This window comes from Flavobacterium kayseriense (genome assembly GCF_014305095.1).
Taxonomy (GTDB): Bacteria; Bacteroidota; Bacteroidia; order Flavobacteriales; family Flavobacteriaceae; genus Flavobacterium; species Flavobacterium kayseriense.
The window spans coordinates 1,113,322-1,125,286 of sequence record NZ_JACRUI010000001.1 but is presented as its reverse complement, the minus strand read 5'-3'; the positions used below and the strand labels follow the sequence as shown (position 1 = coordinate 1,125,286).

At 33.0% G+C, this 11,965-nt stretch carries 13 protein-coding genes; 9 read left to right on the top strand and 4 right to left on the bottom strand.

What is annotated here, in order from left to right:
• Positions 1-5: 5 nt before the first annotated feature.
• From H8R22_RS04775 to murI, 3 genes are all read left to right on the top strand, one after another.
• The gene (locus H8R22_RS04775) at positions 6-1,019 is read left to right on the top strand and encodes an OmpH family outer membrane protein (protein ID WP_187008682.1); all 1,014 of its coding nucleotides are present in this window, start codon (positions 6-8) and stop codon (positions 1,017-1,019) included.
• A gap of 26 nt (positions 1,020-1,045) precedes the next feature.
• Entirely contained in the window at positions 1,046-1,546 is a 501-nt protein-coding gene (locus H8R22_RS04770) for an OmpH family outer membrane protein (RefSeq protein WP_187008683.1), read from the top strand.
• A gap of 109 nt (positions 1,547-1,655) precedes the next feature.
• Positions 1,656-2,432: a glutamate racemase gene (gene murI, locus H8R22_RS04765; protein WP_187008684.1), complete on the top strand. Its 777-nt coding sequence runs from the start codon at positions 1,656-1,658 to the stop codon at positions 2,430-2,432.
• On the opposite strand, the gene H8R22_RS04760 is transcribed toward murI, so the two are convergent.
• Positions 2,433-3,677 (bottom strand): PorV/PorQ family protein, encoded by a 1,245-nt coding sequence (locus H8R22_RS04760; protein WP_187008685.1) that lies wholly within the window; start codon positions 3,675-3,677, stop codon positions 2,433-2,435.
• The gene (locus H8R22_RS04755) at positions 3,678-5,000 is read right to left on the bottom strand and encodes a DUF4270 family protein (protein ID WP_187008686.1); all 1,323 of its coding nucleotides are present in this window, start codon (positions 4,998-5,000) and stop codon (positions 3,678-3,680) included.
• A gap of 229 nt (positions 5,001-5,229) precedes the next feature.
• On the opposite strand from H8R22_RS04755, the gene H8R22_RS04750 reads away from it, so the two are divergent.
• The 5 genes from H8R22_RS04750 to H8R22_RS04730 all read left to right on the top strand — a co-directional run bounded on the left by H8R22_RS04750 (position 5,230) and on the right by H8R22_RS04730 (position 9,287).
• The gene (locus H8R22_RS04750) at positions 5,230-6,087 is read left to right on the top strand and encodes a hypothetical protein (RefSeq protein ID WP_187008687.1); all 858 of its coding nucleotides are present in this window, start codon (positions 5,230-5,232) and stop codon (positions 6,085-6,087) included.
• Positions 6,088-6,091: 4 nt separating this feature from the next.
• The gene (locus H8R22_RS04745; RefSeq protein WP_187008688.1) at positions 6,092-7,099 is read left to right on the top strand and encodes a Kelch repeat-containing protein; all 1,008 of its coding nucleotides are present in this window, start codon (positions 6,092-6,094) and stop codon (positions 7,097-7,099) included.
• A gap of 64 nt (positions 7,100-7,163) precedes the next feature.
• Positions 7,164-7,445, top strand: a complete 282-nt coding sequence (locus H8R22_RS04740) for a DUF4907 domain-containing protein (protein ID WP_225875972.1) — start codon at positions 7,164-7,166, stop codon at positions 7,443-7,445.
• Positions 7,446-7,823: 378 nt separating this feature from the next.
• Entirely contained in the window at positions 7,824-8,534 is a 711-nt protein-coding gene (locus tag H8R22_RS04735) for a sensor histidine kinase (RefSeq protein ID WP_225875973.1), read from the top strand.
• Positions 8,535-8,573: 39 nt separating this feature from the next.
• Entirely contained in the window at positions 8,574-9,287 is a 714-nt protein-coding gene (locus H8R22_RS04730; protein WP_187008690.1) for a LytR/AlgR family response regulator transcription factor, read from the top strand.
• A gap of 8 nt (positions 9,288-9,295) precedes the next feature.
• On the opposite strand, the gene H8R22_RS04725 is transcribed toward H8R22_RS04730, so the two are convergent.
• A complete protein-coding gene (locus H8R22_RS04725) occupies positions 9,296-9,811 on the bottom strand; it encodes a gamma carbonic anhydrase family protein (protein ID WP_187008691.1) in 516 nt (171 codons plus the stop codon).
• Between the two features lie 17 nt (positions 9,812-9,828).
• The gene (locus tag H8R22_RS04720; RefSeq protein ID WP_187008692.1) at positions 9,829-10,830 is read right to left on the bottom strand and encodes a PorP/SprF family type IX secretion system membrane protein; all 1,002 of its coding nucleotides are present in this window, start codon (positions 10,828-10,830) and stop codon (positions 9,829-9,831) included.
• A 154-nt stretch (positions 10,831-10,984) separates the two neighbouring features.
• On the opposite strand from H8R22_RS04720, the gene H8R22_RS04715 reads away from it, so the two are divergent.
• The gene (locus H8R22_RS04715) at positions 10,985-11,884 is read left to right on the top strand and encodes a NifU family protein (protein ID WP_187008693.1); all 900 of its coding nucleotides are present in this window, start codon (positions 10,985-10,987) and stop codon (positions 11,882-11,884) included.
• Positions 11,885-11,965 lie beyond the last annotated feature (81 nt).

Sequence of the window (11,965 nt, the reverse complement as noted above, 5' to 3'; positions counted from 1 at the left end):
ATGCTATGAGAAAACAATTTTTATTTCTATTTTTGGCCGCGATTACGGTAAACTTACTACATTCGCAGGCGAGAGGAACTAGAGTGGGATACATCGACATGGAATACATATTGCAAAATGTTCCTAATTATACCGAGGCTAGCATTCAACTTGAGTCAAAAGCTCAAAAGTGGAAGCAAGATATAGAGTCTAAAAAAGTAGAGATTAATAAAATAAAAGATGCTCTAAAAGCAGAAAAAGCGTTATTAACTAAAGGACTTATAGAAGAAAGAGAAACTGAAATTAAGTACCTAGAGGATGAAATGTTAGATTTTCAGCAAAAGAGATTTGGAGCTAATGGCGATTTAATAAATCAGAAAGCCTTATTGGTAAAACCAATTCAAGATCAAGTTTTTACTGTAGTACAAGACATAGCTGAGTCTAGAAAATACGATTTCATTTTTGACAAGTCATCTGATTTAACCATGCTATTTGCTGCTACGCAGTTTGACATCAGTGACCAAGTGTTACGCGTTTTAAACCGTACTGAAAAAAGAGAACAGCTAACTAAAAAACAGCAAGCTGATTTAGATGCGAAGGAAAAAAAAGAGGATGCTATCGATGCAAACCCTCAATTAGCTGACAGACAAAAAGCGCTAGATGAAAAGAAAGCAGCAAGAGATAAAATAATCGAAGAAAGAAGATTAGAGCAAGAGGCTAAGAAAAAGGCCTTCGATGACAGGCGACAAAAAATACTAGATGATAGGGCAGCCAAAAAGAATGGCACGGTTTCTGCCAATACAACATCAGGAGATACAACCGAAGCAAGTAAGGCAGTAAACACAGAAAAAGATAATGCTAGAATCGCCGCAGAAGAAGCACAAAAAAAACAAGCAGACCTGCGAGCAAAATTATTAGAAGACAAAAAGAAAGTTCTTGAAGACAGAAGAAAAGCAGTAGAAGATAGAAGGTTACAAATTTTACAGCAAAGAGATTCAATTAAAAAAGCGAAAGAAGAAAAATTACCAATAAAACAATAAATTAATTACTTAATATTTTAAAAACGATGAAACAAATCAAAACTTTACTAATTGCTGCAATATTCATTTTTGGTGCTACGCAAACAATTAATGCACAAGCAAAAACAGCACATGTCGATGTAAGTGAAATCATGGCTAAAATGCCAGCAATGTTAGATGCTCAGAAGCAGCTAGAGAAACTAAGTGGAACTTATGATACTGACTATAAAAAAATGGTTGAGGAGTATCAAGCAAAATTAAAAAAGTACGAAGCAGAATCTGCAACAGTTACTGATGCTATCAATGGAGATCGTTCTAAAGAAGTTCAAGATATGCAAAAAAGAATTGTTGATTTTAGAGACAATGCTCAAAAAGAATTACAACAAAAAGAATCTGATATCGTAAAACCATTAATGGAAAAAGTGAGAACATCTATCCAAAAAGTTGGAAAAGCAAAAGGATTCCAATATGTTTTAGATGGATCAACTTTATTACTTGCTGAAGGTACTGATTTAACTGCTGACGTTAAAAAAGATTTAGGTTTCTAATAAAAACCTGTAATAAAATAATAAAACCCGCTCTACTACTAAGTACGAGCGGTTTTTTTTTGCACTATGTTTTTAGGATAATTAACACATAGAACTTAACTTTGTTTTGATGGACAACAACCAACCCATAGGGATATTCGATTCAGGAATAGGCGGTACTTCAATATGGAGAGAGATACACCTTTTACTTCCTACAGAGAAAACTATTTACCTTGCTGATAGCAAGAACGCGCCTTATGGACAGAAATCAAAAGAGGAAATAGTTACCCTTAGCATGAAAAATACTGATTTCCTTTTAAAACTGAACTGCAAGCTCATAGTAGTCGCTTGTAATACTGCAACCACTAATGCCATTAAAGAGCTGAGAGCTAAATACAATGTTCCTTTTATAGGAATAGAGCCTGCAATTAAACCTGCTGCTACTAATTCAAAAACTCAAAAGATAGGGATTTTGGCCACCCAAGGAACATTGACGAGCGAGCTTTTTTACAACACAACTCAAAAGTTTCACAATACAAAAATTATCGAACAAGTAGGTCATGGACTTGTTCAGCTTATTGAAGATGGGCAAATAAATTCACCCGAAATGAACCAGCTACTTCACTCCTATTTACAACCTATGATCGAGGAGGATATTGATTATCTTGTTTTAGGCTGCAGTCATTATCCGTACCTCATTCCGCAAATTAGGAAAATCCTTCCTGATCATATTCATATTATAGACTCAGGAGAAGCAGTTGCAAAACAAACCAAAAAGATTTTGCAAAAAACAATAGGCTTCTCGACTTCTTCAGACGTGGCTCCTCTTTTTTACACCAATACAAACCCAAAAGTATTGCAAGAAATAATTGGATGTAACTATCAAGTTATACAAAAGGAATTTTAGTTATTCGTATTTTCTTTTCACGAACCAAATACCGTCTAAACTCAAGTTTACAGAAAGCTTATGGTAATTCTCTTTAATGAGACCGCTGCTAATACTACCTTTCTGACCGTATGAGTACGTTAAATTTAAAGCGGAGAACGTACGCCCTTCAAGCGGTAAAGACACTCCTACTGAAAAGTAAACGTTATTAATTCGTTTGTTATCGATTTCTAAGTAACCAGTATCATAGTTAAATCCTGTTGCATATTTCATTCGATCAAAGTAGGTACGAACACTTTTTGTTTTAAAGTAAGAGAAACCTGCTGCAATCCTATCTTGATTCACGTAGGTACCGTAAAGACTAGATTGATTCGTACTATTCCAAAGACTTTTGGTGTAATCCATCGTAAAATTCAAATTATTTTTAAAAACCTTACTTACTCCTACTCCAATTTCGAGTGGCATATAATAATCCACCACATCGTATGAAGCATCCGTTTCAATAGTTGCTGAGGTACTTGTTGCAATATTGTATCCTATGACTGACTGAATCTTTGAAGCTTTGATCTGACTAGGCGATTTAATAGTAGCTCCTACCATGAAGGTCGAATCTACTTTTACTTGAGTACCTAAAGATAACCGAGCTCCTTTATAGTATGACGTTTTATCTATTGACGTAATAGAGTTCGCAATGGTATAATCTCTATTATCAGTAATTGTTCCGAAAAGGAAATCACTTGCTAATCCTACTGAAAATTTCTTACCCAATTTATATCCATAAGAAAGACTAAAATCATTTAATCCTCCCGAACCTGATGCATTAATAGTATACGACTCCGTACTATTTTCGATGGGCAATTCTAAATTTGAAATTGTATAGGTGGCGCTAGAATACGGTTTCAAAGCGACACTAAACGCAGCTTTAGTACTCACAGGAAAAGCCATCGCTATGTGAGAAAACTGCATATTATTACGATTTTCTGTTTTAGCTCCATTAGAGTATGAAGTCTGAATTGCTTGACCACCGATATCAAATAAAAAATGATTCGTGTACATAAAACCTAAAGAAGCCGGATTTAAATTATTGATGTAGCTACTAGATGGTAACGCAATACCAGATGATCCTATAGACGCGTTAGAACCAAAATTAGAGTCATACAGACTACCCAAACCGTAAATCGAATAGGGTGAACTTGATATACTTTGCGAATAAACATTCGATACCAAAATAATCAGAATAAAAGTAAGTGCTATTTTATTTTTCATCTAATAAGAAATATAATAAATTTTGAGTTGTATTTTATTGTCTTTATTTTTTTGATCACCTAGCAGCACCCGATCTACTGATTTCAGAATATCGGGAATTGTTAGCAATAGCGACAATTTAGAGTCGGATTTTTTGATCATCTCATTTTGTAAAAAAGCCCCAATAGAAACCTTATAACCAAAATATTCATTAAACTCGTCATTTTGCGTACTCAAAACAGCATAGGTTGCCGTACCTGTATTATTAAGCGTGCCTGTAACCCTATTTAATTTATCAGCAACAAATACGCGTAAGGAATCAGGCAAGGGATAAGAGCTATTAGAAGAGGAGTTTTGAACTGGCTTAATAATGAGCTCGGCATCAACTATTGCTCCATTAGCCGAAATGTATTTTAATTGTTTTATGTTGGGGAAATCAATACGACATGCCACACCCGTTCCTGACTGAACAAAAGCTTTGTTCGCTGTTTGCAGGCTAGATAAACTCCCAGTAAAACCAGTTAAATTTCTTAATTCTGTTCCCGATTTATCTGAGTTAATAGCATTGAATTGTTTGGTTTGATCTAGTATATTAAAATCCAAATGAAACGACTCCTCAGTATCACCTAAGAACTTTGAATAATACAACCTGAGAACGCTAGAAGTATCAAAACCTATCATGCCAGTTGTTGATGCGGTAGTCGACTTAATGACTATTCCTTTGAAATACTCCGTAAACTCATCGAAGTTAGTTATCTCTCTTTTTTTGATTTTTTGAAATAAGGCTTCCCCAAAAACATCTTTAATACTTACAACCACGGTATCTTGCGCCAGAGGTTTTGGTTTATATGATATAGAGCCTAAACTTTCTGTATCGTAGGAAAGACTAGAATCATTATAAAAATAATTATCATCGTCTTTAACCTTAACTTTTTCTAACAATCGATGAATACTTATCGTTTGCACCTTAGTTGTGTCTCCATAATAATATTTATCAGGACGCAGTATCATTCGAATAGAGTCAAAAACAAAGTTAGGAGCATCGATATCTGAACTGATACTATTTAGAGCATAGGTGTAACCTGACAATTGCATGTAACTCTCTGATCTCACTTTTCCAAAATAAGGATCATCGTAATTACCCACTAAAATACGTCCTTGATTTGACGTAATTAATGAATCTAGATTAATTGTAGATACATCTACAGTCAAGGTATCGATTAAAACAATTTTATTATTGACTGATAAATAATCAGATCCTACAACAAAGTCGCCCGCGTCTAAATCAGAATCGCAGGAGGTTATAAAAACGCCTAGAAAAAGAACTAACAATAATTTGTACATAAATGTTTTTTAACAAATATAGTAGAGCACATTTCATACGTAATTATAACATATACCGTTCATAGGTTTTGATCTACACAATGCATCTAATCATCTACATTCAATGATAGATACAAGTACTGTTCATTCACCATAATAAAGATCTCATTTGTCGATAGAATCTACGCATCCATATATCTTCTTTTTTTGCAGTGGTGTTAGCACCTACTTTTGAAAAAATAAAACAAACATGAAAATAAAGCTTGGTGCACTGTTGCTGTTGCTGCTTTGCATTCTAAAAACAAATGGCCAAAGTAATTACTCTTTAGACATGAATACAAAATTAGCTACAGCAGATAAAATGACAATTAATGAAACAGCTTTAGGATTTGAGCTCTCTCACAAAATTGATTCCATAAATAGCTTATCTAATACCATTACCTATAAAAAAACAACAGTGACTTACGACCTAACTAAATACAACTTAATAAACGATCTAAATAATTTTTCAAGCATAGAAAATAGTGTGGTGTTTAATCGTGTATTATCTAATAAAACAGCCATAAACATCAACTTAATACCTACGCTAAATTTTGAAAATAAGATGAACTTATCTACCATACAATGGCTAGGAAATGCAAGTGCAAACTATACTATAAACGATAAAAATAACTTATCTATGGGAATAACTCGTAATGTATATTTTAGACACCTGGGCATCCTACCTACTATTGTATACAGTACTCAATTATCTAAAAAGACAGCACTAAAAATTGGATTTCCTGTTTCAAAGTTGAGCTACTCTTACAATTACAAAAATACATTTACAGTCAATAATAGTTTTCAGGGTGTTATTTTTAATTTAGACAAACCGTACTCAACCTACATTGGCAACTCTATTGCATCGCTGACCTACTCTCAAATGGCGACTACGTTTGAGTATATTAGAAACATTGATCGGTACTGGACTCTTTATTTCCAAGGCGGCTATAACTTTAATACTAACTATTATTTAATTGATAATAGAGGTAATCGATCATACGATTTCACTAATACAAATGCATATACACTCAACATAGGAATAAAACTTAATATTAATAAACAATAAAACGATGGATATTTTAGGAAAAAGTAGATTAGTAGTTACTCTCCTAGCGGGATTAATGATGGTTAGCTGTAGCAATGATGATACAGATGAAGACTTAGTTGGTAACTGGATAAAAAAATCATCGTTTGATGGGCCAGCGAGATCTAGTGCAACAAGTTTTGTCATTGGTAGTTTTGCATATGTAGCCACTGGTTACACAGGAGATGAATACTTGAAAGATTTGTGGGCATACGACTCTGAAGGCGACTATTGGCAGCAAAAAGCAGATTTTACAGGAGTGGGCCGAAGTGCTGCTTCGGGATTTGAACTTAATTCTAAAGGTTACCTTGGTTTAGGTTATGACGGCAGCAATAAGCTAAAGGATTTTCATGAATACGATCCTATAGCTAATATATGGACCCAAAAAGCAGATTTTGCAGGAACAGCTCGCTACTCTGCAGTTGGATTTCAAGCTGCGAACAAAGCCTATTTTGGTACAGGATATGATGGTAATTATTTGAAAGACTTTTACCAATATACACCTTCAAATGATACTTGGACATTAGTAAATGGTTTTAGCGGAAATAAACGAAGAGGAGCTAGTACTTTTGTTATTGACAATAAAGTGTATTTAGGTTTGGGAGTAAATAGTGGGACCTATCAAGTAGACTTTTGGATGTTTGATCCAGCAACTGATACCTGGACTAGAAAAAATGATATTGACCAAGACACAAGCGATGATTATTCATTTAATGACGAATATGTACTTATTCGATCAAGTGCGTCTGCTTTTTCAATGAATGGACTAGGCTACATCGGGTGTGGAGAAAATACAAGAACAATTTGGGAATACGATCCAAGTTCGGATATTTGGTCCGAAAAAACAGCACTAGAAGGATCAGCAAGAACTGATGCAATAGGGTTTGCTATAAAAGAACGTGGCTTCATATTACTAGGACGAACTGGTTCAAGCTATTTTGATGATGTTTGGGAATTTAAACCCTTTGATACACAAAGCGATGATGATAATTAATACCACTTCAAAATTCTTCTGGATTAAAATCCAGAAGAATCTTATTATTAAAAGTAAATATGTAATGATACTTTTATTATTTATCACTTTATTTACCTCTTGTAACAGCAAACAAAATTTTGAACTTAAAGCTATAAAACTTAATTCGGGCTGGGGATATACGATTTCAAATGACCAAAAAATAATTATCAAGCAAACTATAATTCCAGTTATTAGTGAGAATAAACATTTTCAAACTAAAGAAGAGGCATTAAAAGTTGGGAAATTAGTCTTGGACAAATTGAATAAAAACAGATCACCATCAGTGACTGAAAAAGATTTAATTTTATTATCCATAAAAACATAGATGATCAAAGACGGAATAAAATATAAAAACACAAACAAAATACTGATCCATTGTATTATTTGGTGCTTTATCATGGTAACCTCATTAATATCTTTGTACGAGAGTTTTTTAATGATAAACCTTGATTTTTACGTACAATGGTTTACTGGTATTTTACTATTCTATTTCACTTACTTTTATCTAGTTCCAAAATTACTTTTACAAAAAAAATACTGGGCCTTTGTCGCAATAATACTATTTATAATTGCCCTATTTACTATCATTCGTATCCTTTATTTCCTACCCGATTTAAGGCTAATGGAACCTCCAAGAATTTATGACATCCAGGGCCAAGAAATAATTAGACAAACGCAACTCCCAAGGAAAAACTCTTTTATAATGAGAATTTTTCCATCTATATTTTATGTTTTTATAGTTGCATCTAGTACCGTTTTAAGAACTTTGTCTGGATTTTATGATAACGAACAAAACAAATTAATCGCAGAGAAGAACAGGACTACTAAAGAACTCATTTATCTTAGAAAGCAAACTAACCCTCATTTTTTGTTTAATGCATTAAACAGTATCTACTCACTAGCCTACAAAAAATCAGATTTAGTCCCCGATGCCATTGTTACTTTATCCGAAATGATGCGTTATATGTTATACGAAACTGATAATAAAACAGTCTACCTAGAAAAAGAAATTAATTACATAAAGAACTACATTGAGCTTCAAAAGTTACGATTGAATAATATTGAAAATATCTTTATAAATATACACGGAGAAACTAGAAATAAACAAATAGAACCGTTACTACTAATTTCCTTTATTGAAAATGCTTTTAAATATGGCACCGACTATAAAGGGGTTGCTCATGTTAAAATTAAGATCAATATTAGTGACAACATATTAGACTTTTGGATAGAGAACAAAGTAGAGAACTATGCGAAAGATGTTGAAAACTCAGGCATTGGCTTAACAAATATTGAAAGCAGACTTAATTTGCTTTATCCAAACACGCACCAATTAACAATTACGGAGACAGATACTATTTATAGCGTACATTTGAATTTAATTTTAGACAAAACGATAACGTCTAAAAAGTAATAAAAAAAAGCGCTTTTAAATTAACAAAAAATCAACAATATGAAATGTGTTATTATAGATGATGAGCCTTTAGCGGTTGATTTGATTAAAGAATTTGTTAGCAAAGTAGAAACACTTGAGCTCGTAAATACATTTAACAACGCGATAGACGCCATAGCTGTGATCAACCAATCTAACATTGACTTGATTTTTCTAGATATAGAAATGCCGCATTTTACAGGAATTGACTTTATCAATGCTATTGACAAAAAACCATTAATCATATTTACAACAGCATATTCTGAATATGCAGTAGAGGGTTTTAATCTTGGTGCTGTGGATTATTTAGTTAAACCAATACCTTTTCATCGTTTTTTAAAATCAGTATCGAGAGCGCAGCAACTATTTCGTTCACAATCTACTCCTATCTGCACCGTTACAGCTGCAACGCCAGAAATTCAACAAGATTTCATGTTTGTGCGAGCTGAGTATGAAAATGTAAAATTAAATTTTGAAGATATATTATACATCGAAGGCCTCAAAGATTACGTTAAAATTTACACTACTGATAACAAGTACACCTTAACACTAATTAGTTTAATTAAACTAGAGAACCTACTTTCGTCAAAAGGTTTTGCACGAGTACATCGGTCTTATATCATCAATATAAAACACGTAAAGTCCATACAAAAGAACAAAGTGATTATAAATGACAAAAGATTGCCCATTAGTGAGAGTTACAAGACTTCTTTTTTCGAAAGGATCAAACTGTAAAACACCTTTTAGTCTTCTTTAAACCAACTAGAGTACATAACATAATTATCTGAAATGCGTCCTATTTCACCTGCAAAATTAGATTGATCAATGTCTTTTACTTTTTTGGCTGGAACACCTGCCCAAATTGATCCTGAGCTTACTACGGTATTCTGGGTAATTACGGCACCAGCTGCAACGATCGAATTACTTTCAATAATACAATTATCCATTACAATAGCTCCCATTCCAATCAAAACATTGTCGTGAATTACACAACCGTGCACGATAGCATTGTGACCTATCGACACGTTATTACCTATAATTGTTGGATGTTTTTGATAAGTACAATGAACAATAGCTCCATCTTGAATATTTACCTTATTCCCTATAGTTATAAAATTAACATCACCTCTTATAACAGCGTTAAACCAAACACTACAAGAAGCTCCAAAACTTACATCGCCCACAATAGTAGCATTTTCCGCTACGTAACAATCAGATGGAATAGTAGGAAATTTGCCGTTCACTGCTTTTATGACCATAGTTTTAATCGATTAAATTAATTAATTGCAGGACAATTACACTCGTACTTAACCGGCTTACAAAACAAGTTGATTCCTATTGTAATTTGGTGAAAACCACCAGTATCGAAGTTAACAGGACCACTCACATTAGAATAGGTGTATGCAAACATAAAATTATTGAGGTTTACTCCCACTATAGGGGTGATATACTGCAACCTTTGATTTGCTGAAGCACCACTAAGAGTAGTATATTTAGCCTGATCTAGACTTCTACGATAAGACAAACCTGCCCAAAGAGATCCAAATTCTACATTTTTGTATGCCTTAATATTTAAATCAATTGCTTTCTCTTTTGTTTTATCAACATACTGCAAAAGGACAGAAGGTTCCCATAGAATTCTTTCTTTGTTCCCAAAAACGTACCCAGCACTTAGTAGATACTTGCGTAAATTATCGCTTTCATATTCTGTATAAATATCTCGTCTCGTTTCGATTGCATTCTTAACAGTACCATGTACATAAAAGTCAAGAAAATTATAAGAGGCTCCAATATCTACATTAAAATAAGAATCCTTTTGAACTATTGTACCATCAATAATAGGATCAAAATTCCCTGAATTTCTAAAGCTAGTTTCGTCTAACTGACTTTGGATAAGACCTCCGCTAATACCAAATGATAATTGATTTAAATCTATCTCATCCCGTGAAAACATCAAATGGTAAGCATAAGTAAACTTCACTCCTTTTTGTGAATGGTAGCCATTCTTATCGTTAAAAAGAATTATACCAGCGCCTGCCCTTTCTCCAACACGTCCATTAAAACTAGCCGTTTGCATTTCAGGTGCATCTTCTTGACCAAACCACTGTTTTCTTCCTGTAACTCTTAATTTGGCACAATTTGCAGCACCAGCCATTGAAGGATGAATCAAGTAATAATTATCTGATAAATAATCAGAATACACCGCTATACCCTCTTGAGAAGAAGCTATGAACGACATAAAAAAAAGAAAAATTATTAAATTAATTTTAATACGCATGGATTGGTCTAGACTAGAATGAAAACTATATTGGCTAATTTATTTTAAAAAACGACTCAAACTTTAAAATAAAGTTAATTTCTCAATTAATAAATCAAATATAGGTATTCGTAGAAAATAACTTTACTAAATTTGTAAAAATTTCACTTAGATCATGACAAAATTAATCATAAAAGACACTCAAAATCCTACTATACTTAAATTTGAATTTGAAGATTTCATTACACAAAATGAAAATTTTGAGTTTAAAAATATAGATGAGGCTAAAGCTTCCCCACTAGCACAACAATTATTCTATTTACCATTTGTGAAAACAGTTTACATATCAGGTAATTTTATAGCAATTGAGAAGTTTAGTATTGTAGAATGGGAGGATGTTAAAGACGCAGTAGCTGAACAAATAATATCTTTTGTAGACAATGGTGGAAAAATTATCATCGTTGACGAAAATAAAACTAAAAAGCAACCCATAACTGTTTATGGCGAATCTACACCAAATCCTTCTGCGCTAAAATTTGTAGTTAGTAGAATGTTGACTAAAAATGCTATTGAATTTAAAAACATCGATCAAACGGCAGCTTCTCCTCTAGCAAAAGAACTATTTAATTTTCCTTATGTTAAAGAAATTTTTATCGACGAAAACTACATATCGGTAACTAAATATGAAATAATTAGTTGGGAAGAAATCACACTAGAACTGCGCACTTTCATTAAGCAGTACATAGAAAATGGTGGTACCGTTCTAGATGAAACAGTAATTGTAGCAACTAAAAAAACAGAGGAAAACAAAGAACAAGAATTTGATAAGCTGGATGTTACTTCTCAGCAAATTATCAATATTCTGGAAGAATATGTAAAACCAGCAGTAGCAGCTGATGGTGGAAATATTGCCTTTGAATCATTTGATGAAGAAACTAAAATTGTTAAAGTGATTTTACAAGGTGCTTGCAGCGGCTGCCCATCATCCACTTTTACACTAAAGTCTGGAATTGAGAATATGTTGAAAAGCATGTTAAACGATGAAAAGATTCAAGTTGAAGCAATAAACTCTTAAGGGTATCATCGCATTTTAAAATCATAAATGAATGATTAACATTGCATTACGAAATAATTAAAACTAATTTAAAGTACTTAC

Excerpts from the sequence above, each read along its gene's own strand:
- H8R22_RS04775 (WP_187008682.1), top strand. The coding sequence starts at position 6 with ATGAGAAAACAATTTTTATTTCTATTTTTGGCCGCGATTACGGTAAAC.
- H8R22_RS04770 (WP_187008683.1), top strand. The coding sequence starts at position 1,046 with ATGAAACAAATCAAAACTTTACTAATTGCTGCAATATTCATTTTTGGT.
- murI (WP_187008684.1), top strand. The coding sequence starts at position 1,656 with ATGGACAACAACCAACCCATAGGGATATTCGATTCAGGAATAGGCGGT.
- H8R22_RS04760 (WP_187008685.1), bottom strand. The coding sequence starts at position 3,677 with ATGAAAAATAAAATAGCACTTACTTTTATTCTGATTATTTTGGTATCG.
- H8R22_RS04755 (WP_187008686.1), bottom strand. The coding sequence starts at position 5,000 with ATGTACAAATTATTGTTAGTTCTTTTTCTAGGCGTTTTTATAACCTCC.
- H8R22_RS04750 (WP_187008687.1), top strand. The coding sequence starts at position 5,230 with ATGAAAATAAAGCTTGGTGCACTGTTGCTGTTGCTGCTTTGCATTCTA.
- H8R22_RS04745 (WP_187008688.1), top strand. The coding sequence starts at position 6,092 with ATGGATATTTTAGGAAAAAGTAGATTAGTAGTTACTCTCCTAGCGGGA.
- H8R22_RS04740 (WP_225875972.1), top strand. The coding sequence starts at position 7,164 with ATGATACTTTTATTATTTATCACTTTATTTACCTCTTGTAACAGCAAA.
- H8R22_RS04735 (WP_225875973.1), top strand. The coding sequence starts at position 7,824 with ATGAGAATTTTTCCATCTATATTTTATGTTTTTATAGTTGCATCTAGT.
- H8R22_RS04730 (WP_187008690.1), top strand. The coding sequence starts at position 8,574 with ATGAAATGTGTTATTATAGATGATGAGCCTTTAGCGGTTGATTTGATT.
- H8R22_RS04725 (WP_187008691.1), bottom strand. The coding sequence starts at position 9,811 with ATGGTCATAAAAGCAGTGAACGGCAAATTTCCTACTATTCCATCTGAT.
- H8R22_RS04720 (WP_187008692.1), bottom strand. The coding sequence starts at position 10,830 with ATGCGTATTAAAATTAATTTAATAATTTTTCTTTTTTTTATGTCGTTC.
- H8R22_RS04715 (WP_187008693.1), top strand. The coding sequence starts at position 10,985 with ATGACAAAATTAATCATAAAAGACACTCAAAATCCTACTATACTTAAA.